This is a genomic window from Oceanobacillus timonensis, from assembly GCF_900166635.1.
Lineage (GTDB): Bacteria > Bacillota > Bacilli > Bacillales > Amphibacillaceae > Oceanobacillus > Oceanobacillus timonensis.
Map to the genome: position 1 here is coordinate 395,609 of NZ_LT800497.1, position 26,112 is coordinate 421,720.

The following is a 26,112-nucleotide window of genomic DNA, read 5'->3' on the forward strand; positions in this document are numbered from 1 at the left end:
TGCTTTTATTCTATAAGTTCAACAAAACGTGTTTTAATAGATGTAAAATAGAAAAGGAGTTGTATATGGCAGGAATGAAATCAATCCCATTTACAGTAGCAAAAAACGAACAATTTTTTGATCGCTTGGGTGATTATATCGGCGATGTTTTTTATGATATTTTACCAGAACAAGGTTTTGAGTTGCGTGATGAACAAATTTACATGGCATTTCAGCTGGAACAGGCTTTTAAAAATAAAAAAACGATTTTTGCGGAAGCAGGTGTCGGAACAGGTAAAACGATTGTTTATCTCTTATATGCTATTTGCTATGCCCGTTACCAGCGAAAGCCGGTTATTATTTCCTGTGCGGATGAAACGTTGATTGAGCAGCTGGTCAAAGAAGGTGGAGATATAGATAAGCTGGAGAAAACACTGGGGTTAGAAGTAGATGTCCGGCTTGCCAAAGCACGTGAAAACTATTTGTGTATGAAAAAATTGGATCCGTTAGCTGAATATACAGAAGATGAAGATATTCTTGATGTCTATGATGCTGTGCCAGATTTTGTTTTTGACCAGGGCATTTCGATGCAATCTTTTTATCCTTACGGGGACCGGAAAGATTACCCGTGGCTCTCGGATAAGCAATGGGAACAGATTGGCTGGGATCCATTGAAGCAATGTGCAACATGTGATTTCAGACATCGCAGTGCCCAGACATTACACCGCGAATATTATCGTCATGCCCAAGATTTGATTATTTGCTCGCATGATTTTTATATGGAGCATGTCTGGACAAAGGAATCACGGATCAGGGAAGGACAGTTACCGCTGCTTCCGGAAGCAAGTGCCGTTGTCTTTGATGAAGGCCACTTGTTGGAATTTGCCGCGCAGAAGGGCTTGACCTACCGTTTTAACTATCAGAATCTCACCAATGTCTTGACAGGCTACCAGGGTCAGGATGTGCGGGAAGAATCGCTGCAATTAGCAGAAGATATTATGGCACTCCATGATGACTGGTTTGACTATATTTCAGAGATAGCTGTTCATGTGGAAGGTTCCAACCGGCTGGAAATCCCGCAAGATAAAAAGATGAGAGAGATGGCAGAACGGTTAGAGAAAATGGTCCAGCAACTGTTAGAAGAACTTGTTTTTGACGCAGAGCTGTTTACAATCGATGCGTATCATACAAAAATTATTGAAGAGTATTTGGAATTCTTTGCGTATGGTTTATCGATTTTCCTGAAAGATGACGAAGGGGTCTACTGGTTAGAAGAAGATGGCGATGAAACCAGTCTGGTTATTATGCCGAGATTGGTTGAAAATGTTCTCCGGGAAGAAGTATTTCAGAAAAATATTCCCTTTGTGTTTTCTTCAGCAACCCTTTCTCAGGATGGAGATTTCTCTTACATTGCGAAAAGTTTAGGTGTGGATACGTACAGCTCATTTTCTGTTGCATCTCCATTTGATTATGAGGAAGTGCGTACAATAACGGAACATAGCTATACAGATGCAACAGAAAAATACGAAGGGATTGCGGAACAGCTTCAGGATAACGAAGGGCACAGTCTGATTTTATTCCGTTCTGAAGAAGAGATGCAGGCATTCCGGCACTGGGCGGATGCACGGGACTGGTCTTTTGACTTTATATTTGAAGGGGATAACGAAATCAGTAAAATTGTTCGTGCTTTTCAACTTAACACGTCTTCGGTTCTTTGTGCGCATCACTTATGGGAAGGGCTGGATGTGCCAGGTGAGGCATTAACCCAAGTTATTATTGCATCCTTGCCGTATCCACCCGATGATCCTGTTTTTAAAGCTAAACGGAAACATGCAGCGGATCCATTCGCAGAAATTGATTTGCCATATATGCAGCTTCGTTTAAAGCAAGGAATCGGCCGCTTAATCCGTACGGAGCATGATAAAGGAATTGTGCATATTTGGAAACAGGATGCTATCTAATCAGCTACTTCAACAGAGCGGAAGAGGGAAGGGGATATTTCCCTTCTTCTTTAGAAATGCGCAACTAAAAAAGGATAGTAGAAAAAAGACCGTGATACGTTTTATAAGCGTATTAACGGTCTTTTTCATGTGTAATTAAACTGATAAAGTGCGCCAAAACCTTAGCTGTTAGTCCCCAGATAGTTCTATCATCATATTGATAGAAGAGCTCCTCCATCGTCCGCACACGCCATTCATAATCCTCTCCGCCAACAATAAGATGGTAAGGGAAGTTATCTTCGGGTTTTATTTCCAGGTGTACCTGGTATCTTTTGGGCGCATTTTCTAAAAAGAAAGAAAGCGGAACGGTGAAAATTTGGTCTACTTCGTCCGGATTAGGCAGAATATTTTCTATCGTTTTCAGCTTTCCGATAAAAGGGTAGATGATTCTTCCTAAGTCGTTCACGATATAATCGAGTGGTATAGGGTCCGATATCTCCTGCTCAATAATACCGAGCTCTTCTGTGGTTTCCCGGATGGCGGTATGGGCAGGGTGTTTATCCTCTGGATCAACTCGTCCGCCGGGAAAACAAACATCTCCAGGCTGACTTCTTAAGTTCATGGAACGGATTTCAAACAGGATATGTGTTTCTCCATCTACTTCAACCAAAGGAATAAGCACAGAAGACCGTTTAAAATGCTGATGTCCCATTAATGCCGGCGTACGATCTTTTAGTTCGTTTAGAATATGTTCAATCTGCATACCGTATCCTTCCTCCCAGTCATTTGTACTATCCTCTATTCTATTATGCTTTTTGGTTACTGTCATGTATATCGATTAGAGGTTGCCTGCAAAACTTCTTTGTAGAAAGGTATGTATGCAGGTTGACACTTATTCTTATAGATAAGAAGATAAGATACAAGGTAGGTAGTTAATAAAATAAGAAGGAGAGGTGTGAATAAGATGAAGCATGCGATTTACCAAATGGATATTATTCCCGGTGATCCGGAGCGTAACCGGAAACGCATCAGAAAATGGCTGGCAGAACGGGTGGAAAAGGATAAGCCGGATGTGATTGTTCTCCCGGAAATGTGGACGACAGCATATACATTGGAGCAACTAGAGGAAATTGCGGATTTGGATGGAGAACCGACACGAAGCTTTTTAAAAGAGTTGGCTAAACAATACCATGTGCATATTATTGGCGGGTCTTTTGCCAATAAAGTAGATGGCGCTATCTACAATACAGCGCTTGTTGTTAATCATGCTGGAGAAGAGGTATATACGTACGATAAAATTCATCTGGTTCCGATGTTAAATGAACCGGCGTATTTAGCAGGCGGAAAAAGGCAAGCGCATGTATTTGAACTGGATGGTGTGAAAATGGGATTACTTATTTGCTATGATCTCCGTTTTCCGGAATTAGCTAGGGAGTTGGCTCTAGCTGGAGCCGAAGTGATTTATATAGTAGCCGAATGGCCATCTGCACGTAAGGACCATTGGAAGGCACTCCAACTGGCACGGGCAATTGAAAATCAGTGCTATGTTATTTCCAGTAATCGGGTTGGTGAGTATGACAGCGTTTCATTTTGCGGAACCTCGTTAGTAGTTGATCCATGGGGAAACATCATCAAAGAAGGGTCAGAAAACAATGAAGAAACATTGGTGGAGACCATTACTGTTTCCAATGTTGACCGGATACGCAAGGAAGTTCCTGTATTTGCGAGCAGGGTTCCAGAAATGTACAAGGGCTGGACGCAATGAAAAAAGACTCCGTTATCGGTGCAGTCTCCCGAAATACAGAAGGAACAAACTGGATTTCGGGGGCAGCGCCGTTGCAGGAGTCTTTTTTAATGAATGGATTTCGCAATGTTTGGGGGCTCTTTTAACTCACCTGTACAAACATTTTCTGTAATATGAACCTGGGATGTTTTTCCTTTATTATTAATGAATTTGAATACACCATTATTAAAATCTGTTCCAATTTCTTTGTAGAAAATCCCCTCGTATAAGTTGTGCTTAGAGCGGGTGAATTTTAAACGGTATTGGCCAGGTATTTCACTGTCTTCCTGAATAAACGCACGTACCCCTTTTTCATAAATCGTATCATCGGTACTTTTTAATGTACGGTCTACGGAAACAATGTGAAGGTCAATAAATGAAATTTCCCGGAGAAGTACATTGACAAAAGAACCTTTTGTAATCTCTTCCCAGCGGTTTTGTGCACTCTGACCAATAATAATTTGGGTAATATTATATTTGTGTGCCACTTCTTTGATGGCTCTTACAGATCGTTTTTCTTTATCACGAATAATAAATTCTTCTACATCCAATTCTTCGCACAGTTCTTTCCAATGTTCGACAAAACCTGATTTTTCTGCATCAAATTCGTCATAAGGAAGGGCATCTACTGTTAAAACATACAATGGGCAGTCCATGTTTTGTGCCAGTTTATGACCCCGGCGGATAAGACGTTCACCATTAGGACCATAATAAACACATACTAAAATACTTTCGTCCATGCGACCTCTGATTTTTTTCATCGTTTCTACCGCACCTTTCTCTATATAGTCATTTACTTTTTATTTCGTTTTAAAACATCTATATCTATCTGAATAGGAACCGAATTGCTTTTATTTATATTTGACCTGAAAACAGAAGGCGTAAACCTTCTTAATTAACTGTTTTGTAAGGAAGTCTTATCCTTTAAACCGTATCATTTTAACATGTAATTTTAGATTCGTATAGTACTAGATGAAAAATAATTGATTTTCCATGTTTTTTGCCTGAAAAGTTCCTCATCAAGTTAATCTCTTCCTTTGTTGTGAAGCTATTGTAAAGGGGTTTCCTTTTCCTGGAAAGAAATAAAAAATACGTCAACATAAAAATATGATAAAGGTGTCACAACGTTAGACATGCAAAAACAGCTGATTTTTTGTATAATATTTATGTGTGATTATGAAGAATTCATGTTTTAGTGTGTGTGCTCCAGCAACGTTTATAAAACAAAACTTTATTTAGATGGAGGTTTCGATGGGACGAGTAAATGAAGTCCCAGGATGTACTAGTGCAGACGTTGCGAACATAGTCTGTTTCCTTGTCCTCCCATAGGTTTAGCCTGAGTGATTCAGGGAATTAACTCACCTGAACCCCGGCGAAACAGATGTATATTTCATTCTCTGTTTGAAAACGGGAGTGTGCCGGATGGTTCTCCCTCCGTGATAAAGATATCGTGAAGATCAATGATATGCCGTTTTATCAGACTTTTTGAACAACCATTATAACACCTCGTCATGCCTTTGTATTTACTGCAAGAAAGGCTTACTACTTTACCACGTATTTTCACAGTATAAGTGTTCGCACTTTTCCTTTTTTCAATAAGGGACATATGAATGATGGAAAGAAAATGCGCTTTGAACATTCTGAATGACTAAAAGCTTTCATGTCGTGAAAAGCACCCGCTGGATCAAATTCTTTTAAGCCAAACAAAGTGCGTTTCTGCCTTTTACCACACTCCATGACGCTATATGCTGAAAGTGTTCTTTAGGCATAAAACAGGCATGAACAGACGGCTCTTTATGTCTTTGCCGGCTTTTAAACATCCATTATCATTAGATTAGCATTTTAAGTGCAAAATAACCATTAGTATCTGTTGCGTTCGTTTTAATGGGCCATTCATTAAGAACGCACTAGCATGAAAAGAATGTGTGCAAATTTTTCACCATAATGAACACACTATCAAGAAATCAATGAAGTGATAGGAGGTTTCCGTTTGTCAACTTTAGTACTGGCTATTTTTATACCTTTTTTAGCTGCCGCAATGATACCTTTTTTATATAAATATGTGAAAAAATTGCACGTTGGCTGGTTTGTTATCCTGGTGCCAATCGGATTATTTATTTTCCTTGCTTCACTTATCCCAACTATTTCCGGTGGTGAAGTAATTGTACAGACAATGAATTGGATTCCAAGCTATGGAATAAATATAACAGCTTATTTAGATGGACTCAGTTTAACATTTGCATTATTAATTACTGGAGTCGGAGCACTTGTCATTCTCTATTCCATTTATTATCTTTCATTCAAGGAACCAATAGGCACGTTCTATACATACCTTATGCTTTTCATGGGAGCAATGTTAGGTATTGTGATGTCAGATAATATGTTAGTTCTATATGTGTTTTGGGAATTAACAAGTATTTCATCCTTCCTGTTGATTGCATTTTGGTACCAAAGGAAACGTTCCAGAGAGGGTGCCAAGAAATCATTAATTATTACTGTTTCCGGTGGTATTTCCATGCTGGTCGGTTTTATCATGGTTGGCACCATGGCGGATACTTGGAGTATTCGGGAAGTTATTGCTAATGTAAGTATGATCAGCGGGGATGCTTTATTTATACCAGCTATGCTGCTTGTACTGCTGGGAGCTTTTACGAAATCAGCACAGTTTCCGTTCCATATCTGGCTTCCGGATGCCATGGAAGCACCGACACCGGTCAGTGCTTATCTGCATTCGGCAACGATGGTAAAAGCGGGGATCTACCTGGTTGCCCGATTTACTCCGGTCTTCGGAGGAGAAGCAGTCTGGTTCTGGGCCGTTACAGGTGTTGGGATATTTACGCTCTTCTGGGGATCCTTTAATGCGGTACGCCAAACCGATTTAAAGGCGTTACTGGCTTATTCTACCATCAGTCAGCTGGGAATGATTATGAGTATGTTCGGTATGGGATCTGCTGCACTTTATATGGGGTATTCAAGTGAATCAGTAGTGTATACAGGAGCAACCTTTGCAGCCTTGTTCCATTTAGTGAACCACTCAACGTTTAAAGGCGCCTTGTTTATGGTTGTTGGTGTCGTGGACCATAGTGTAGGTACCCGGGATATTCGCCGGTTAGGCGGACTCATTACATTAATGCCAGTCACGTTTACGGTTGCGACAATTGGCAGTATGTCTATGGCAGGTTTACCGCCGTTTAACGGTTTCTTAAGTAAAGAATTATTTTTTATATCCTCGCGGGATATTACAGAAGCAAGTTTCTTCGGCTTAGGGACATGGGGGATGGCTATCCCGATTGTTGCCTGGATAGCAAGTATATTTACGTTTGTTTATGCAATGGTATTTGTTGTAAAAACATTCCTTGGACCATATAAAGAGGAGAAATTAGAGCATCCGGCACATGAGCCCAAACCGGGAATGCTGATTTCGCCAATGATACTGGGATTGCTAGTTATTGCTATTTTCTTTATGCCGAATGTGATAGGGCAGTATTTAATTACGCCTGCTATGAGCGGAATCTTCCCGACATTTGCTGCAGAAGGAGCCGACTTAGGGACACATATCCATGCTTGGCATGGGTTCGAACCGGAGTTATTTATGACCATTGGCGTTGTTCTGTTCGGGATCTTTTTATTCCTTACCAGAAAATACTGGTCAGGTATATATAAACTGTTTCCGGAGAAATGGTCCATTAATGTATTTTACGGTTTTGTTTTAGACCAGATTGAAGATAAATCCACGGTTATTACAAATAAATATATGACACGCTATTTACGTGATTATATGGTATATATATTTGCCTTTTTCATTTTGGCCATCGGCGGGACATTTATTATCACAGGAGCTTATCAATTTACATTGCCGGAGAATGCATCCATTTCCGGATTTGAATGGCTTATTGTCCTGGCTATGATGACAGCCGGAATCGCGATTTTATTTGCCAAATCAAGGCTGACAGCCATTGTATTAAATAGTATTTTAGGTTTTGGTATTGCACTTCTGTTTGTCTTATTCCGTGCACCGGACTTGGCATTAACACAAACGATTATTGAAGCAGTTACAACTGTTTTATTCCTGGTAGCTTATTATTTCTTGCCTGAGATGGAGAAAGAAGATACTTCCAAGAAAACGAAAAGCTTTAATTTGCTCATTTCTATTGGAGTGGGACTTGTGTTTACTGTTGTTGCACTGGCAGTCCAGGGGAATAAAGCATTTGATACCATCTCCAGCTTTTTCGAGAATTCGTATGAGCTTGCAGGCGGAAAAAATATTGTGAATGCCATTTTAGGCGATTTTCGTGCATTTGATACGATGTTAGAGGTGGTTGTGCTCTTAATTGCGGGAATTGGTGTTTATACGATGATCCGGGTGAGAGCCAAGAAGGAGAGTGATCAGTTTGAAGATAAATAACGTTATTCTCCGCACAGTGGCTAAACTTGTTTTCTTTATTATTTTAACGCTGGCCGTATATTTATTTTTTGCTGGACATAACAGTCCGGGCGGCGGTTTTAGCGGCGGTCTGGTACTTGCTTCAGCTTTGGTCTTGTTGTTTATTGTATATGATATTGAAACCATTCAGAAAGGACTGCCTATTGACTTTAAATTGGTAGCCGCCTTTGGGGCATTTTTATCCGTGGGGACAGGGTTTGGAGCATTAGTGTTTGGTAAAAACTTTTTAACACAAACTTTTGATTACTTTCAGGTTCCCTTTTTCGGTGAAATAGAATTGACCACTGTTACGCTTTTTGAAGCGGGTGTTGCGCTGGCAGTTGTCGGCGTTGTTGTCACAATCTTATTAAGTATTAGTGAGGATGAGTAATTATGGAAACGTTAGTAACCATCCTGGCAGGTGTATTAGTAACTGTAGCAACGTATCTGTTGCTGTCAAAGAATATCATCCGAGTCATCATTGGAACGGCGATTTTAACACATGCAGCACATCTTATCATTATGACTGTTGCTGGATTAAAAACCGGGACGGCACCGATTGTTGGAGAGGGAAATCCAGTAGATCCGCTTCCTCAGGCTTTGATTTTAACGTCCATTGTTATCGGTTTTGCGGTAACTGCAGTTTCTCTCGTTCTTGCTTATCGAACTTATCAAGAAGTTGGAACAGATAAATTAGATAAGCTGAAGGGGGATCCAGATGAATAATTTAATTGTTATACCAATGATGCTCCCTGTTTTAACCGGTATTGTTCTTTTCTTTTTAAAGCCTTATGTGAAGGTGCAGCGAACGCTGTCCTTACTCGTTTTCGGAGCCAATATTGGTACAAGTATTTATGTGCTGCACCTGATTCAGCAAAATGGTGTGATGCGTCTTGATTTTGGCGGCTGGGAACCGCCATTTGGAATTTTATTTGTTGCGGATAGTTTTTCGATGCTTCTGGTATTGACAGCAAGTATTGTTGCTGCCGCATGTGTCATCTATTCTTTTTCTTCGGTGGAATCCCAGTTTGAAAAGAATTATTATTATTCGTTTGTTCTTTTTCTGATAGCCGGAGTGAATGGTTCCTTCCTGACAGGAGATATATTTAACCTGTTTGTAAACTTTGAAATTATGCTTCTTGCTTCTTACGTGTTGATAACATTTGGCGGTAAGAAACGGCAGCTTCGCGAGTCGATAAAATATGTGATTATCAATGTTGTCTCCTCTTGGATTTTCCTGGTAGCTATTGCTTATCTATATGGAACCGTCGGGACTTTAAATATGGCGCATATAGCAGAACGTGTCGCAGAAAATGGGCAGACTCCAGCAATAACGGTCATTAGTGTTGTATTCTTAACTGTATTTGCATTAAAAGCGGGCCTATTTTTATACTTCTGGCTGCCGGGCTCTTATTCTGTTCCTATCACGCCGGTTGCAGCTATGTTCGGTGCTTTGCTGACAAAGGTCGGAATTTATGCGATGTTCCGCGTGTTTACATTGATTTTTAATCATGAACCGCAATGGACACATACGTTAATTGGTATTTTAGCAGGGTTAACGTTAATCGGTGGAAGCATTGGTGCTGTTGCTTATAAAGATATCAGACTAATTGTTGCTTATAATGTCGTTATAGCAGTTGGATTTATTCTCGTTGGTTTAGCCGTTGCGACTCCAGCTGCTATAGAAGGGTCTATTTATTACCTGATGCACGATATAATTATAAAATCACTGCTCTTTTTACTGGCAGGTACCATGATTGCGGTAACCGGGCAAACGAAATTGGATGAAATCAGCGGACTGATTAAAAACCATCCGCTGCTTGGATGGTTATTCTTCCTGACAATGATATCTCTAGCCGGCATACCGCCGTTGAGTGGTTTTATCGGTAAAGTGCTGATTGGTGAAGGAGCGGTAGAAGGCGGAGCATATGTGTTATTAGCTCTTGCGTTTATTTCGAGTATTTTCGTTTTATACTCCCTTTTACGTGTTTTCCTCACAAGTTTCTGGGGAGAAACAATTATCAGTAAAGATGAAGAAGTGCCTGCGAAGAAAGGATGGATTGTTTCAACTTGTATTTTAGCTATCGGAACAATTGCTTTAGGTATAGGCGCTGAACCGATGTCTGTTTATGTTCAGGATGCGGCAGAAACATTATTAAATCCGCAAATCTATATTGACGCCGTACTTAGAGATAATTAATCCGTCACTTTCCTGGATATTATATTTTCAACGTGAATCAGCAGATGCACTTTTTGAAGAACAAACAGGCAGCTCTGAGACAGGTTTTCTAATAAACAAGGTGGTGAAATCAGAATGCCGGCACAGTTTTTATTAAATTTTTTTATAGCTGTATTATGGACGCTGATCAGTGATGAAACAGAACTTCGATTTACAACATTTGTAGCAGGTTATATTGTTGGTATCGGTATTGTGTTTTTAATGCATCGATTTTTTGGAGAACGTTTTTATTTATCACGTTTTTTTGCGTTAATAAAGCTTGTATTTATCTTTACAAGGGAACTTATTATGTCTTCCAAAATGGTGCTTTGGCAAATATTAAGACCAAAGCTTTCGATTAAGCCGGGACTGTTTAAATATGAGACAGTTCTGCGCGGAGATTGGGAAATTACGACGTTGGCATTATTGTTAACATTAACCCCGGGTTCTGTTGTGATAGAAGTGACGGAGGAAGGGGATGCCTTCTATATTCACGCGATGGACGTGGAAGAATCAAAAGACATCCTGCTGCGGTCCATTGATTCATTTGAAAAAGCGATTATGGGGGTGACACGCCAATGATTCAAGGAATGCTGACAGCTGCACTGGTGCTATATGGTATAGCGATTTGTCTCAGTGTGTTACGTGTTATTATTGGGCCAAGTCTGCCCGATCGCATTGTTGCTTTAGATATGGTTGGTGTGACGCTTGTATCTTCTATTGCCGTTGTATCCGTTATGCTGACAACAACTGCTTTTCTGGAAGTCATATTAATTTTAGCTATCCTGGCTTTTATCAGTACCATTGCCTTCTCGAAATATATTGAGAGGGGGTCCATTCTTGAATATCGACGCGACGATTGAGTTTATAGCTGCTTTATTGATGCTTGCCGGGTCGATTATGGCATTAATTAGTGCGATAGGAATTATTCGATTGCCGGATGTTTTTACACGATCTCACGCAGGTACTAAAAGTTCTACCCTTGCAGTTCTATTGACCCTTCTCGGAGCATTCGTTTATTTTGCTTCCAATCAAGGCTTTTATAGTGTCCGGCTGCTGCTCGGGATTGCTTTTGTATTCTTAACTGCTCCGGTTGCAGGACATGTTATTACACGCGCTGCTTACCGGGCGAATGTGAAAATGGCCGATACGACGGTGGAAGATGAACTGAAAGAAGTGACGGATAAAGTGAAAGAAGAAGCAGAGAAAGAACGCAGTGAAACGGGCGAAGTCATTATAGAAGAAGAAAAGAAAGCAGACAAAGAGCATTCAAATTAGGGTGCTCTTTGTTTATATATTTAAGTAAATCGTGCATACTTTTAACAGGAAGACAGGTTTTTAAGTGTGTTTTAGAGGGTAGGTATAAGGTAGGGAAGTACGTAGGGGGTTAGAAAATGGTAAAACCAATGGTACAAGATAAAGGAGTGGACCATACAATCGACTTTTTGAAGGAAGGTTACTTTTATTTCTCCAAACGGATGAATGAATATCAGGAAGATACGGTCAACTCTCGTATATTCGGAAGAAAGCTGGTGATGTTACGTGCAGGTGAAGCGGCAGATTTAGTGAGGGATACGACAAAGTTTAAAGCGGAAAAAAGTATCTCTGAGCTGTCCACCAATTTTCTGAAGGAAGAAAATGGAGTATTTTATCTGGCTGACATCGATGATCATCAGGAAAAAGGATGGTTTCAGGAAGCCTTCTCTGCAGAAAAGCGGGAAGAGCTGGAGTCCATTATCAGACAGCGCTGGGAAGAAAGAATAGAGGCATGGAAAACGAACCCGTCGATTGATTTTATGATGGAAATGGAAGAGCTATGGGTGATTACTGTTTGTAACTGGCTGGGAATTCCGATTCGTGCAAATAGTTTGCAGCAGCGAACAACCGATATTCAAGAGTTTGTTCAATTATATTCAAAGTACGGGTTAAACCGCTTGAAAAGAAATCAGGCCAAAAACCGATTAGAAAAGTGGCTTGTCTTTTTAATTCGTCAGCTGCGAGCAGGAAGAGTCCATGTGGATGAAGAAAAGATACTCTATAAACTTTCCTGGTATGAAGATACATCAGGTTATATTTTACCTGCCAAAGAAGTTGTACAAGAATTATTATTACTTATTCGGGCCTTTGTAGCTTCCAGCAGATGGGTTGTTTTCAGTCAGGCAGCACTTCTGGAGAATCCGGAATTAAAAGAGAGGCTGCAAGGGGATAAAGGATATGTAAATTGCTTTATTTATGAGGTTCTCCGCTACTATTCGGTTATTCCTTTTTCTGTAGCGAAGACCAAGCAACAATTTTTCTGGAAAGATATGTTCTTTCCCAATAAGCAGCTTGTTTTATTTGATATCTACGGCACGAACCACCATCCTGACTTATGGACAGAACCAGAGGCCTTTCAACCGGATCGGTTTTTGGACGAGTCTGCTGTAGGAACGGAAACAGCACCTGATACAGCCGCTGAAAGTATAACGATGCAGTTAATGAGAGTAAGCTTATCGTATCTGTTACGAACAGACTGGATGATGTCTGATCAGAAATTACATTTCCAGGGCAGTGAGGTTCCTGCGAGGCCGAAAAATGGTATTCGTTTAGAGTTTTACCATGAGGATTTTTATGAGGATATTTAGATGATAAGACAACTGGATTACGATAAAAGAATAACTTCCTTATCGTAATCCAGCTAATTGGTTTATTCACTCATCAAATCGCCGACAATGGAATATGAGTAAAGTCGTGCTTTTACGTCATAAATTTGTGAGGTAATGATAATTTCATCCGCATCTGTTTCTTTACGGAAGGCTTCTAATCCTTTGCGGACCGTTTCTTTGCTTCCGATAATGGTTGTTTTCGGATCCAGGGATTCTTGAACAGCAGCTTTTTCTGCAGGAGTCCAGACGGCATCCATATTTTTGACAGGAGGCTGCAGTTTCATTTCTTTCCCTTTTCGCAGATTTAAAAATTGCATCTGATGTGACGTTGCCAGATATTCGGCTTCTTCATCGGTATCAGCTGCAATGACATTAACACCTACCATTGCATACGGTTTATCGAGTACTTCAGAAGGTTGGAAGCGATCGCGATACAGGTTCAATGCAGGGACGGTATATGCTGGTGCAAAATGACTGGCAAAGGAAAAAGGCAATCCTTTTTCAGCAGCTAACCGCGCACTGAAATCACTAGAACCAAGTAACCAGAGCGGAACCTCCAAGCCTTGACCGGGTATTGCTTTCACACGGGATACAGGGTTAGTTGAAAAATAATCCTGTAATTCATTTACCTGCATTGGAAATTCTTCCGGTCCGGCTTGCAATGTACGACGCAAGGCAAAAGCAGTCGCTTGGTCGCTTCCTGGTGCACGGCCCAGTCCCAAGTCTATTCGATTCGGATAAAGAGACTCTAATGTACCAAATTGTTCTGCAATAACCAGCGTAGCGTGATTTGGAAGCATAATGCCGCCTGAACCAACACGTATCGAATTGGTATGTCCAGCAATATGACCGATTAATAAAGAGGTAGCGGAACTTGAGATTCCTTTCATGTTATGGTGTTCTGCAAACCAATAACGATAGAACCCCAGTTTCTCAACATGCTGTGCTAAACGGACACTTTCCTGAAATGCCTGTCTGGCATCTCCTTCTTCAATAATTGGTGCGAGATCAAGAACAGATAAAGGTATATTTTGAAATGTTTTATATGAATGTGTATCCATTAAATCCCTCCTTACTTATTGAAAATAATAACGGTTTCTTGCCGCAGCGTCCAATGTTTGGACTTATAAATTAGAAAAGAATCGATTATTTCACACAAAAAAGCAGGGGAAGCATATTTTTAAACTGTGAAAAGGGCAGGGCGACATGGTTTTTCTAACAGAAAGGATGCGAAAACGAGTTGCTAACCTGGTCTTAATCAAGTAATATAGGGAAGTAGAAAAAATGGAAATGAGGGTAATTTGATGAGCAATTCATCTATCTACGGATTAACATATGAACAATTGCAGTCGTGGCTAATGGAACATGGTGAAAAACGTTTCCGCGCTGAACAAGTGTGGAACTGGTTATATAAAAAGCGGATTAATCGTTTTGAGGATATGAATAATGTCAATCAGACAACAATCGAATTGTTAAAAGAAAACTTTGTCCTGCACACAATGGGCGAAGAGGTTCGTCAGGAATCCAAAGATGGGACGATTAAATTTTTATTCAAACTGGCAGACGGCAATGTGATTGAAACGGTACTGATGCGTTTTAATTATGGACTATCTGTCTGTGTGACAACACAGGTTGGATGTAATATCGGCTGTTCTTTCTGTGCAAGCGGGTTATTACGTAAGAGCCGTGATTTAAACAGCGGTGAAATTGTGGAACAAATTATGAATGTACAAAAACATTTAGATGACCGCGGAGAAGAAGACCGTGTCAGTCATATTGTTGTGATGGGAATTGGCGAGCCTCTGGATAACTATAAGAATTTAATGGATTTCTTATATATCGTTAACGATGATGGCGGATTGAATATTGGTGCGCGGCATATTACCATATCTACAAGCGGGTTAGCGCATAAAATGTATGATTTTGCAGATGATCCGATTCAAGTAAATCTGGCAATTTCTTTACATGCTCCAAATAATGAGTTGCGTACACAAATTATGAAAATCAATCGTGCTTTCCCAATTGAAAAACTGATGAAAGCAGTCGATTATTATTTAGAGAAGAAGAATCGCCGTATCACGTACGAGTATATTATGCTTCATGATGTCAATGACCATAAGAAGGAAGCCGTTGAATTGGCTAACTTAATCCGAAACCACCGTCACTTAGCTTATGTGAACCTGATTCCTTATAACACGGTCGATGAGCACATAGATTATCAACGCAGCAGTTCAGAGAATATCCAAGCCTTTTATGAAACATTGAAGGCAGAAGGAATTCAATGCGGTGTCCGTTGGGAAAATGGTGCGGATATTGATGCAGCTTGCGGTCAGTTACGCAGTAAGCAAATTAAAAAGACAAAAGCCGTTTAATAAACGGATGAAAATGGAAGAGGCTGGCTCAGGGATGAGTTAGCTTCTTTCTTTATCATATAAGGAGGCGACGCAGTGAATACTTCTATGGTCATTAGAGAAATGGAACCAAAGGATGATAAAAAGATAGAAGCTATTATTAAACGTTCACTAGAAAAGTACCATTTAGACCATGATGGAACAGCTTATACGGATCCGCAGCTTGCCCGGCTCAGCAGCTACTATCACGCCCGGCCAATGGATAAGTATTGGGTTATGGAGCTGGATGGAGAAGTGATTGGAGGTGTAGGAATAGGTGTTTATAATGAAAAGGAGTCTATTTGCGAACTTCAGAAGCTTTATTTGGCTTTCGAAGCTCAGGGAAGGGGTTTATCCAGGGAACTGATGAAAACGGCTCTGAATTATGCTTCTATTCATTTTAAGCAGTGTTATTTAGAAACTAGACATGAATTAGAAACAGCCAACCGTTTGTATGAGAAATATGGATTTCAATTATTAAATAAACCACTGGAAGGAAGCGAGCACACTGCCATGGATCGTTGGTATATAAAGAATTTATAGCAATGAACTGGCTGGGACTAGGGCTGCGCTTACCAATGTTGTCAGGTTAAGCCGACCGCTACGGAAAAACACTCCGCTTTCCGCGGGCCCCGAGCTCACTCCTCCTCGGAAAAAAAGAAGTTCGCTTTTTTCCTGCGGGGTCTTCCCACTGGGGCTGCGCTTACTCGCCCCACCGAAGAGCTTTTGCGCTTTCCCGCAGGAGTCTCCGTGTTTTTCCTCCGCTGGTTAGCTTTATTGATCTATGCTTGTAGCAACTATCATTTTTTTGAAAATTTATTAACCTGACAACATTGCTTCGATTACTCGCCCCGCCGAAGAGCTTTTGTAAGACTCCCACTTCAAGAATGGAGAAAAATCGAAACTTCTAGGTGGGAGGCGGGACACAGTAACGGCCTGACTCGTTCCGGCCTACAGGGTGTAGGTCACAAAGGAGCCTGGGACTGTGAATCTGCTCTGATAAGAGGGCATCACAAGCGTCCGCAGCATCTTCTGCAAAGCGTTTTTGTGTCGATTCTGTTTTTTGCTGTTTCGATTGGAATAACGGATAATAAGCGTGTCAGTCGGAATGATTTACAGTATTATCAACGGAGATTATCTGGTTTTTACCGCTGTTTTTAGCTTGCAATAACAATTCATCCGCTTGTTCATAAGCATATTTCAGTTCATTCCGGCTATCATTATGCGTATAGTACATACCAAAGGAAGCCGTATAAGGAACGTTGACCTCCCTAGATTGGAATTCAGTTTCGACAGGCGTATACAAAATGGTATCTTTTAAATGATCCAAAAAATCCTCGCACTCTGCATAGGTCTTATTCCGAAAAATAATAGTGAATTCCTCCCCACCCGTACGGAAAACATAATCACACGGCTCTGTATGCTCTATTAAGATTTTGGCAAATGCTTGTATGACACTATCCCCGATAACATGATTAAATGTATCATTGATTAACTTAAACGAATCAATATCCGCAATAACTAATGCGAGGTCTTCCTCTTTTTCATTTAACTCCTCCATTATTTTACCCATATAAGTCCGGTTATGAAGGTTTGTTAAAAAATCCGTATAAGCCATTTTTTTAAACCGCTCACTTTCCTGTTTTTGCAGCAGCAGTTTGGTGTGAAATATCCCGGCACGTCCGACGATATAACTTAATAAAAAGATGGCAATAACAGCTTCCCACTGTCCTTCCGATATAAAAGTAAATAGTAACCCATTTGTTAATGCTGTTTTAAGCAAGTCGAGTATACTGCGACTTGCTATAAATTCGAATGCTTCTTGCTTGGAATGAACATTTTTCGTGATATACATAAGGCATAATAAAGAGCAGGAGGAAAGCAAATCCATAAAAATAATCAAGAAAAAAGCCAACAGCCAAAATGCAAAAGGAAACACTGAAATCATGGGGTAGACAGATTGAAAAATAAAGAATCCAATATAACTAAAGAGAGCAGGACCGCCAATATTATAAAAGGTATGCAGTAATTCATCCTCATCAGCCGTTCCGGTCATTTTTCTATAAAAGTAAACGTAAAACCGATTGACTATTTCAAATAGAAACAGTCCGAGTGGTCCAGTCAGCAAAATAAATGAAAAACTGTAGGAAATACTGTAGTCAATATTCATTGTGCCTGTTTTTACAAGTGTTCTTAGATGTACAAATAGAATCGAAAAGAGGATATACAATGAAAATAACAGTAGATACATTTTGACATCAATTAGAAACTCACCATAATAAAAAGCTATCGAAGCAGCTACGATAAAAATCGGTATAATGACAAGACGCAGATTTTGGCGAATCATATGAAGGACCTCTCTTCGTTAAAAAATAATCCTCTTAAATGTAATTTGTGCAGAAAATAAGTATAAAAGAATCAGTGAATTAGACCTAATTATATAATAAATAAATCCATAGCTGCACGTTTAATCATCCTATAAACGATTAGAGAGAATTTCTTCCAGTTCACAGCACTCACTTAATACAATATATGGAATTTTATAAGTCAGTAAAGATTAGATGAATATTAATGTTATTTTATAAAATATTAGCATACTTAACAAGCCTTTATTTCTATGAATCAGTAAAAGTAATTATATGAGGCTTTTATAAATAAATTTTTATGATAGAGAAACATCTATAAATCTCTAATAAGGTAAAGTTTCGTTTTATGTTTACAAGTATACGATATTGTACACAAACAATGCATAAAATGTTTACATGTATACAATATCGTGTAAACATTGATTTATTAATGTTTTTAAAAGTGTACAAAAAAACAAACATGTAAACATTTGTCGAAATACTTGAGAAATCAACGGGATACGTTTATGCTGAATCTATAACTGATTGCATCTATCTTTATTGAAATCAACAGTTATTATAAAATAGAAGACTTGAAAGAGTACGATTTATTTTTGTTTTAATATAGAGAACGCACGAAAAGATTGGATGCTTTTCGAATACGTACTTTATAGTAGAAACGTAAATTTGAAAGGAGAATGAAAATGACAAAATCCAGGATTGCAGCAATTGATGTCGGGAACGATGCATTAAAAGGTAACTATGGAAAATTAGAAAACGAATACTACATACCTAATGTAGTCGCGCCTGATTTAGAGGACAGACCTGTTATCGGAATTGAAGAATTAGATACAAAGGAAGTATTGGATAATATCCATATTCGTATCCACTCCCCTGCCCTATCTGAAAATAATATTGTATATAGGGTAGGAAATTTGGCTACCAAAACAACGAACTCAGAAGAATTAGATCCGGGGAGCAGTAAATCAGAAGAAGATCAGACATTAGTGATGTTATTTGCTTCTTTAGCATTGGATGCTGTATCAAGTGAGGCATTTAAAGAGAAAAATGGCGTTTACGATGCGCTCTATACATTAGGTACCGGGTTACCGCTCAGAGAAGTAAAAGAAGGAAAAGACGTAGGGTATCGTTCACGTTTGCTAGGCTCTGTACATCAGGTGGAATTTTTAGTTACTCCAAAACATCAAGGTAAAAAAGTAAATATTAAATTTGATGAAGTGAAAGTATACCCGGAAGGATTTGCAGCATATGTCAATTTAATTATGGATAATGACTTAAAAGTTATCAACAAGGAATTAATTGACAAACAAATTTTAATTCAAGATATTGGAGGGTTATCCACAGATATCGCTGTTATTCGTAATAGAAATGTGGATGACGATAAAGCACAAGGATTTAATATCGGTGTGTCTGAATCTCTGGAGCAAATCCGTGAAGAAATCAGAACCAGGCATGGGGTTGAGCTGGACAGCAGAAGAGACGTCGTGGATATTATCACCAGAAAGAATGACCGGAATCATATTATGGTAAAAGGCAGCCGTACCAATGTCCATGATATAACAGATCATATCCTGTTGGAGATTGCCAAGAAAGAGTATCGCTACTTGCGTAATGTATGGAGCAAGAATTCCCAGACGGAAATTTGCTATTTTGTTGGTGGCGGATCAGCGGTTCTAAAAGATTATATTAAAGCGATCAACAATAAAATGGAAGGTTATAACATTGAATTCTTTGAAGATGAAAGTGAAAGCATCTGGATGATGGCAAATGCGTACTATAAATTAGTGACCGATTTTGTACAGAAAAATGAAAAGGAAGAGAAGGTAGAGAAGGAAGAGAACACAACGAAAGCGAAATAAGGTGATCCTATGGGAAAGCATATCGAAAGAGGACAAACAATCACATTTCGTATTCCTTCAGATACTCCTGATTACTTACTGAGACAACTGCAGCAATTGAAGGAAACGGAACGGAGAAATTTCTCCAGCAAAATTGCAAGCTTTGTCTTAAAAGGTGTCAATGAAATGACTGTGAAAGAAAGAGAGACAGTTACGATTCCCCTTCCCAGACAGCTGACAAAGGAGCAAAAAAGCTGGTTGAAGCATGAACACTCGGAAGCTCTGATTGGAACGATTTTATATCAATTATTATCAGATCCGATGCGGGCAACCGCTCTGTTAACTTCTATGAGCACTGGCACAGCAGATATATTTAAAGAGATGGAAGAACCGCCGGAAGAAACGGAACCTGCTCCAAAACAAATACAAGAAACACCACAGGCAGATTGGAGCATGGATGATTTAGATGCAGATGATTTAAATCTTCATCCTGCTGAAGAACAAGAAGAAGAGGAAGAAGACCAGGATCCATTAGGCGACTTCTTCTCAAGTATGAATAAATAAGAGAGGAAAGGCTGTTTCCGTTAGTGGCGGGAATAGCCTTTCTTTTTTGCCAAATATGCTGATGTACATACATATTTGGGGATAAATCTGTGGAAATCTATAGAATAACTTTTTGGTTATCCACTCCCTGTCCACAGGGCAATTTGTGGATAAAAAAATGCTGTAAAAAATCGTACTTAAATACTTTTATTTCTATTAAATTAAGCTATAATTGAAACTTGAGTTTATAAAAAATAGAAAATCACCATCTTTTAAACGAACGATGTTTGGAATGATATCATTATAAAACGAAACTTCATTCAGTGAGAGTTTTCACCCTTCTCCGTGATAAAAATAACAAACCGTTTCAGCGGATAATAGAAATTTTTTAGCAACTGTCTGAACCATAGACTGTTGCAGTTACAGCGAAGAAATGGTGCAAAAAATGCTGTAGTAAACAGTGACTTTCTTAAACTAAAATCTTGCGTAGTTGAAAAATCTATGATATTGTTTAATACAAGATATAGGTGAATTCGAAAACTTTTAATACTATATATTGTGTCTTGCCCAAATGAAGTCTTTATTGCTGAAGTGGTGAACCCTGTTATAAACAGGGATAATACACCAACTGATTGTATTTAAAAATGGAGTAATCTACTATATCTAGTACAGGTGTTGGATTACGTTTCTTAAAATATCATTCATTCAGCAAATTCGTTCCGCAAGACGCTTATTATTTTAGAATAGACGGTAAAGCCGTTCCCAAATATACATAACTGATTACAGGAGGATTAACAATGACCATTATTATTCATCCGACATCTATCCAAGAGAAAATAAATAACGCATCGCAAGGCTTAAATATAGATGCTGATGCCTGGTTTCAAAAAGTAGAAAAGCAGACGCAGGGTGTTACTTCCGATAAAAAAGTGAATGACACGATGATTCAGACTGCTCTTGAAAATATAGATGAAGCAAACCCGGATTGGACTTATGCAGCTGCCCGAATTTATGTGGGAGATTTATATAAAAAAGCTGCAGCTAACCGCGGTTATGACGAATCTGAAAAGTATGGTTCTTTCTATCACTTGGTTAAGATGCTGACAGAAGAAGGAATCTATTCCGATTCATTTCTTGAAAAGTATACAAAAGAAGAAATGGATCAGGTTGGCAGATTGATTGAACCGGAAAGAGATTTGTTATTTAACTATTTAGGCATTTATACGATTGCCACACGCTATTTAGCTACAGACCACCAGAAGCGTGTATTTGAACTTCCGCAGGAGCGTTGGTTGATTATTGCAATGCATTTGATGCAAGATGAACCGAAAAATAAACGCCTGGAATATATTGAAGAATCTTATTGGGCTTTAAGTAACTTATATATGACCGTGGCAACACCAACATTAACAAATGCGGGTAAAACACATGGCCAGCTTTCCAGCTGCTTTATTGATACAGTGGATGACAGCCTACAGGCAATTTATGACAGTAATACCGATATTGCCAAGCTTTCTAAAAACGGTGGCGGAATTGGTGTTTATATGGGCAAAATCCGTGCTAGAGGAAGCTCGATTAAAGGGTTTCAAGGAATGTCCAGCGGGGTTGTGCCTTGGATTAAACAATTGAATAACACAGCGGTCAGTGTGGATCAGCTCGGTACCCGGAAAGGCGCGATTGCGATTTATTTAGATATATGGCATCGTGATATCGAATCATTCCTGGATTTAAAACTAAATAATGGGGATGACCGCATGCGTGCGCATGATATCTTTACCGGCGTGTGCTTGCCTGATTACTTTATGGAACAGGTGGAAAATCGCGGAGATTGGTATTTATTTGATCCGCATGAAGTACGTGAGGTAATGGGCTATTCCTTAGAGGACTTCTATGATGAAGAAAAAGGGAATGGTACATGGCGCCAGAAATATGAAGAATGTGTTGCGAATGAAGATTTATCAAAAGAAAAAGTACCGGCTATTGAACTGATGAAACGTTTGATGCGTTCTCAGTTAGAATCCGGAACACCATTCATGTTTTATCGCGATGAAGTAAACCGTCAGAATGCAAATTCACATGAAGGTATTATTTATTGCTCTAACTTATGTACAGAAATCACACAAAATCAGTCACCGACTGAATTTGTGGAAGAGTTTTTAGAAAGCGAAAATACGATTGTCAGAAAATATCAGGCTGGCGATTATGTGGTTTGTAATTTAAGTTCCGTCAACCTGGGAAGAGCTGTTTCCAATGATGTCTTAGAGCGTCTGATTCCGATTCAGGTAAGAATGCTTGATAATGTAATTGATATCAACACATTACCAATTATGCAGGCGACTATTACAAATCACAAATACCGCGCCATAGGTCTGGGCACATTTGGATGGCATCATCTTCTTGCGTTGAAAGGAATCGATTGGGAAACAGAAGAAGCCGTTCAATATGCAGATGAGTTGTACGAAAACATTGCTTATTTAACGATTAAAAGCAGTATGGAATTGAGTAAAGAAAAAGGTGCTTATTCTGTTTATGAAGGAAGTAAATGGAGCACAGGTGCTTATTTTGACCAGAAAGGCTATACCAGCTCTAAATGGACTGCTTTAAAAGAAGAGGTTAAAGAGAACGGTATTCGTAACGGTTATTTAATGGCTGTTGCACCGAACTCTACAACAGCGATGATTGCAGGTTCTACAGCAAGTATCGATCCGATTTTCCAAGTATTTTATCACGAAGAGAAGAAAGACTTTAAAATCCCTGTAACAGCTCCGGCTTTAGATCATAACACGTACAATATCTATCGCCGTTCTGCATATATTGTCGACCAGCGTTATTCTGTCAGCCAGAATGCAAAACGTCAGCGTCATATTGATCAGAGTTTATCATTTAACATTTATGTACCGAATACGATTCGTGCTTCTGTATTACTCGACTTACATTTACAAGCGTGGAAAGAAGGACTGAAGACAACGTATTATGTCCGTTCCACATCTAATGATGTCGAAGAGTGTGAATGGTGTCAGAGTTGAGGGTTCTTATCGCGTATTTAAGTTATAGCGGTAATACAGAAGAAACGGCTGCGTATATCGGAGATTATTTAAATAAAGAAGGGGCAACAGTTGAGTGGCATCGAATCGGTATCGATGCACTCAACGACCCTGCAATGTACGATCTTATTTTTTTAGGAACATTCACATGGGATAAGGGATCTACACCAGATGAGGTGAAGGATTTTGTATTAGAAATAGGATATAAACCGGAAAATATGGTTATTTTCGGAACCGGCGAAACACAATTTGGCGGGGAAGCATTATTCTGTAAAGCTGCTGAAAAGTTAGCTTATTTTTACGGTAGTCATTATCCAGTTCTTAAAATTGAACAATCCCCGCGGGGTTCCCAGGAAAGTAAGATTGAACAGTGGCTGGAAGGAGTATTAAATCATGCAAAAAGTAACGCTTGAACGTGCTAAAACGTTAGAGCCGCGTTTTCCAAATAAATCAACAGGATTATTCGGAGGCGAATCAAGTGGCATTCTAAATTGGAATGATATTGCTTATCCACATTGGTATAAAATCTATAAAAAACTTATCGGTAATTATTGGCAAGCGGATGAAATCAATATGTCCAGTGATGTAAAACAATTTCCTTCTTTATCGGAAGAAGAGCAGGATGCTTATTTAAAAATCATTGGGCTGTTATCCACATTGGATGGACCGCAAACAAGAACAGCGCTGTTAATTTCACTTTATGCCACCGATGCTTCTGTGCAATCGATTATGGCAGTGATTGCCCAGCAGGAAGCTGTTCATAATGAAAGTTATTCCTATGTATTGTCATCCGTTGTTTCTTGGAATGAACAGAATGAATCGTTCCAGTTAGGGAGAACAGATGAATTATTGATGAAGCGGAATGAACTGCTTACAGAGCAATATAATGCATTTGTGGAAAACCCGACAATAGAAAATATTCTTAAAACACTAGTATATACTTCTCTGTTAGAAGGAATGTTTTTCTATTCTGGATTTGCTTTCTTCTATCATTTGGCAAGACAGAATAAAATGGTCGGGACCTCGACAATGATTAGCTATATTAACCGTGATGAACTGGAGCACGGCCGCTTTATTACAGAACTGTTCCGGGCAACACTAGCTGAGAATCCGGAGTATAATAATAACGAATTTATTCAATGGGTTTATGACCATTTCCATCAGTCTGTTGAGCTGGAATTAGAATGGTCACACTATGCGCTTGCAGGTGTGGAAGGTATTGATATGGATGAGCTGGACGGCTATGTCAAATACCGTGCCAATAAAATGCTGCGTATGATGGGCTTAGAAGAACTTTATCCAGAAAATGTGGAAAACCCGATGAAATGGATTCGTGCATATGTGGATAACGTGGATGGAACAAAAACGGATTTCTTTGAACAGAAATCACGTCAATATACAAAAACAAGTGATTTAAATGGTTTTGATGACTTGTAAAAAAGCGCAAATTGCGCTTTTTTTTATAATGAAAAGCCCAGAAAAAGGCATAGGTAAGTAACAGAAAACGTCCTTCCGTTTCGTGGTAAGTAAACGAAATGGAAGGATGTTTTTACGATATAACGGTAAAAAGAGGAATAGATAAATTTTTATTATTGGGTTGTGGATAACTACAGAATTAATACACAAAGTAATCTTGTGGTTCTGGATAAAATTCCAAGTTACACACAGAATTAATAATCTAATGTGGATAACTCGCCCGTGACAGCATCAACAGCATAGCCCCCGCTTGTTACTTTCCCGCATAGCTGATACAGATTTTGCTGTCGATGATAAACATATACAGGCTCTACTTCTATTTGCTTGGATAACAGCTCAGCAGCTGTTTCTGAATCAGCTTGCACCGTCTCGGCTTCTTCAAAGAAGTCAAAAGCCTCTAATAAGGATGTCGCATCTGTATAGTTTTCCACTTGTAACGTTTTTGGGTGAATCCACAGGTTTAAAGAAGGATAGATAATCTTTGTTCCAGTTTTTACGGGATTCAGTTTTGCGAATAGATAGCCCCGCTCGCGTTTTATGGAAGATAAACGCCACTGGCCACTGTCGTTTGGAAACGCCATTCGCAGCATCTCTGTAATCTCTGTCACTATGCTATTTAATGTATCATCTGAAATCGGCTGATGATGATCCTGGATTGTTTGATCATGAAAAACGTCCTCTTCTGTAACTGTAGATGTGATATCAATATCTTTTCCTTCAAACTTCTCTAAGGATGGCTCTTGCCAAGTTAAAACATGATCAAGCGCTCTGTAGGAAAGGTTGTTCTCTACTTCATTGAAATAGATAATCGAATCAGGACGTTGATTAGGAACCAGGAAGCTGGATATAACGTAGTAAGGTTTCCAGGATGCGGTTAATTCATCTGGGACTTCCATTACTTTACAATGTTGTTTTGCTAAAGGTTGTACCACTTCATCCACTAAATTAAAAGGCTCCCATTCAATTTGGGATTCATCAGCAAATTGCCCATGCAGGGAAAAGTTTGTTAATCGGCCCTCTTCATTAAAAGAAATATCGATGATTCCGCCGGGAAAGAGTCTAATATTATCCACAGCCGCATGAAACGTTATCTTTTCTTTTGTTTCGTTTACAAGTTTGAACTGTCTGCCGTATTCTAGTGCTGTCTGTTCTTCTATCCACTCAATAACGGTTTCCATGTTATCCACTTGTGGAAACACGTCACCAGGCAGCATGTTTTTTTCTCCTGCAAATTCTACTTTTTTTACTTTTTTTGTGTTTATATCCACAACGATTTCCACTGCTCCAGATGGATTTACATCATTCTCTTTGGCTATTCCATTTGGCAGCCAAGTCATACTTAAATGAATTCGATTCTCTTCATCTTGAAAGAAATGATAGCTCTCCAAGTAAAAATCATTTAATTGAAATTGTTCATGTGTTGTTTCTACTATCTCTTTTGTAGCAGGATGCATGTCTATACCTCGC

22 protein-coding genes are annotated in these 26,112 nt (G+C 39.2%); 17 read left to right on the forward strand and 5 right to left on the reverse strand.

All coding sequences use genetic code 11. The features are described from left to right. Positions 1-65 precede the first annotated feature (65 nt). The gene (locus tag B7E05_RS02320) at positions 66-1,940 is read left to right on the forward strand and encodes an ATP-dependent DNA helicase (protein WP_080872190.1); all 1,875 of its coding nucleotides are present in this window, start codon (positions 66-68) and stop codon (positions 1,938-1,940) included. A 112-nt stretch (positions 1,941-2,052) separates the two neighbouring features. Here B7E05_RS02320 and B7E05_RS02325 read toward each other — a convergent pair whose 3' ends face one another. Further along, entirely contained in the window at positions 2,053-2,682 is a 630-nt protein-coding gene (locus B7E05_RS02325; protein WP_080872192.1) for an NUDIX hydrolase, read from the reverse strand. 201 nt (positions 2,683-2,883) lie between these two features. Between B7E05_RS02325 and B7E05_RS02330 the strand changes: the two genes are divergently transcribed. Then, entirely contained in the window at positions 2,884-3,684 is an 801-nt protein-coding gene (locus B7E05_RS02330) for a carbon-nitrogen family hydrolase (RefSeq protein ID WP_080872194.1), read from the forward strand. Positions 3,685-3,770: 86 nt separating this feature from the next. Here the strand turns inward: B7E05_RS02330 and B7E05_RS02335 are convergent, their stop codons facing one another. After that, entirely contained in the window at positions 3,771-4,463 is a 693-nt protein-coding gene (locus B7E05_RS02335) for a universal stress protein (RefSeq protein WP_080872197.1), read from the reverse strand. Positions 4,464-5,692: 1,229 nt separating this feature from the next. Between B7E05_RS02335 and B7E05_RS02340 the strand changes: the two genes are divergently transcribed. The 8 genes from B7E05_RS02340 (at position 5,693) to B7E05_RS02375 (ending at position 12,967) form a co-directional block, all read left to right on the forward strand. Further along, on the forward strand, positions 5,693-8,107 hold the full coding sequence (locus B7E05_RS02340; protein ID WP_080872200.1) for a Na+/H+ antiporter subunit A: 2,415 nt from the start codon (positions 5,693-5,695) through the stop codon (positions 8,105-8,107). Beyond that, positions 8,094-8,516: a Na(+)/H(+) antiporter subunit B gene (locus B7E05_RS02345; RefSeq protein ID WP_080872202.1), complete on the forward strand. Its 423-nt coding sequence runs from the start codon at positions 8,094-8,096 to the stop codon at positions 8,514-8,516. Before B7E05_RS02340 ends, B7E05_RS02345 begins: the two co-directional genes overlap by 14 nt. Before the next feature lie 2 nt (positions 8,517-8,518). Beyond that, positions 8,519-8,851: a Na(+)/H(+) antiporter subunit C gene (locus B7E05_RS02350; protein WP_080872204.1), complete on the forward strand. Its 333-nt coding sequence runs from the start codon at positions 8,519-8,521 to the stop codon at positions 8,849-8,851. Continuing rightward, positions 8,844-10,325 carry a Na+/H+ antiporter subunit D gene (locus B7E05_RS02355; protein ID WP_080872207.1) on the forward strand — a complete coding sequence of 494 codons (1,482 nt, stop codon included), beginning with the start codon at positions 8,844-8,846 and terminating at the stop codon, positions 10,323-10,325. Before B7E05_RS02350 ends, B7E05_RS02355 begins: the two co-directional genes overlap by 8 nt. A 114-nt stretch (positions 10,326-10,439) precedes the next feature. Then, entirely contained in the window at positions 10,440-10,925 is a 486-nt protein-coding gene (locus B7E05_RS02360) for a Na+/H+ antiporter subunit E (protein WP_080872208.1), read from the forward strand. Next, positions 10,922-11,206, forward strand: a complete 285-nt coding sequence (locus tag B7E05_RS02365) for a Na(+)/H(+) antiporter subunit F1 (RefSeq protein WP_080872209.1) — start codon at positions 10,922-10,924, stop codon at positions 11,204-11,206. The genes B7E05_RS02360 and B7E05_RS02365 overlap by 4 nt, the downstream gene beginning before the upstream one ends. Then, complete coding sequence (locus B7E05_RS02370; RefSeq protein ID WP_080872210.1) at positions 11,184-11,621, forward strand: Na+/H+ antiporter subunit G; 438 nt, start codon at positions 11,184-11,186, stop codon at positions 11,619-11,621. The genes B7E05_RS02365 and B7E05_RS02370 overlap by 23 nt, the downstream gene beginning before the upstream one ends. 116 nt (positions 11,622-11,737) lie before the next feature. Next, a complete protein-coding gene (locus B7E05_RS02375; RefSeq protein ID WP_080872212.1) occupies positions 11,738-12,967 on the forward strand; it encodes a cytochrome P450 in 1,230 nt (409 codons plus the stop codon). A gap of 62 nt (positions 12,968-13,029) precedes the next feature. Here B7E05_RS02375 and B7E05_RS02380 read toward each other — a convergent pair whose 3' ends face one another. Continuing rightward, entirely contained in the window at positions 13,030-14,049 is a 1,020-nt protein-coding gene (locus B7E05_RS02380) for an LLM class flavin-dependent oxidoreductase (protein ID WP_080872213.1), read from the reverse strand. 243 nt (positions 14,050-14,292) lie between these two features. Between B7E05_RS02380 and rlmN the strand changes: the two genes are divergently transcribed. Both rlmN and B7E05_RS02390 read left to right on the forward strand, forming a co-directional pair. Next, positions 14,293-15,360 carry a dual-specificity RNA methyltransferase RlmN gene (gene rlmN / locus B7E05_RS02385; protein ID WP_080872215.1) on the forward strand — a complete coding sequence of 356 codons (1,068 nt, stop codon included), beginning with the start codon at positions 14,293-14,295 and terminating at the stop codon, positions 15,358-15,360. A gap of 87 nt (positions 15,361-15,447) precedes the next feature. Then, on the forward strand, positions 15,448-15,921 hold the full coding sequence (locus B7E05_RS02390; protein ID WP_080876191.1) for a GNAT family N-acetyltransferase: 474 nt from the start codon (positions 15,448-15,450) through the stop codon (positions 15,919-15,921). 556 nt (positions 15,922-16,477) lie between these two features. On the opposite strand, the gene B7E05_RS02395 is transcribed toward B7E05_RS02390, so the two are convergent. Further along, a complete protein-coding gene (locus B7E05_RS02395) occupies positions 16,478-17,725 on the reverse strand; it encodes a GGDEF domain-containing protein (protein ID WP_080872216.1) in 1,248 nt (415 codons plus the stop codon). Positions 17,726-18,427: 702 nt separating this feature from the next. Here B7E05_RS02395 and B7E05_RS02400 point away from each other — a divergent pair. The 5 genes from B7E05_RS02400 (at position 18,428) to B7E05_RS02420 (ending at position 24,606) form a co-directional block, all read left to right on the forward strand. Then, entirely contained in the window at positions 18,428-19,603 is a 1,176-nt protein-coding gene (locus tag B7E05_RS02400; RefSeq protein WP_080872217.1) for a ParM/StbA family protein, read from the forward strand. Positions 19,604-19,612: 9 nt separating this feature from the next. Continuing rightward, positions 19,613-20,146, forward strand: coding sequence for a hypothetical protein (locus B7E05_RS02405; protein WP_080872219.1), 534 nt, complete (start codon positions 19,613-19,615; stop codon positions 20,144-20,146). A 776-nt stretch (positions 20,147-20,922) separates the two neighbouring features. Continuing rightward, positions 20,923-23,151: a ribonucleoside-diphosphate reductase subunit alpha gene (locus B7E05_RS02410; RefSeq protein WP_080872220.1), complete on the forward strand. Its 2,229-nt coding sequence runs from the start codon at positions 20,923-20,925 to the stop codon at positions 23,149-23,151. Further along, entirely contained in the window at positions 23,136-23,582 is a 447-nt protein-coding gene (locus B7E05_RS02415) for a flavodoxin (protein WP_080872221.1), read from the forward strand. Before B7E05_RS02410 ends, B7E05_RS02415 begins: the two co-directional genes overlap by 16 nt. After that, positions 23,563-24,606: a ribonucleotide-diphosphate reductase subunit beta gene (locus tag B7E05_RS02420; protein ID WP_080872222.1), complete on the forward strand. Its 1,044-nt coding sequence runs from the start codon at positions 23,563-23,565 to the stop codon at positions 24,604-24,606. Before B7E05_RS02415 ends, B7E05_RS02420 begins: the two co-directional genes overlap by 20 nt. A gap of 233 nt (positions 24,607-24,839) precedes the next feature. On the opposite strand, the gene B7E05_RS02425 is transcribed toward B7E05_RS02420, so the two are convergent. Beyond that, the gene (locus B7E05_RS02425; RefSeq protein WP_080872224.1) at positions 24,840-26,099 is read right to left on the reverse strand and encodes a hypothetical protein; all 1,260 of its coding nucleotides are present in this window, start codon (positions 26,097-26,099) and stop codon (positions 24,840-24,842) included. Positions 26,100-26,112 lie beyond the last annotated feature (13 nt).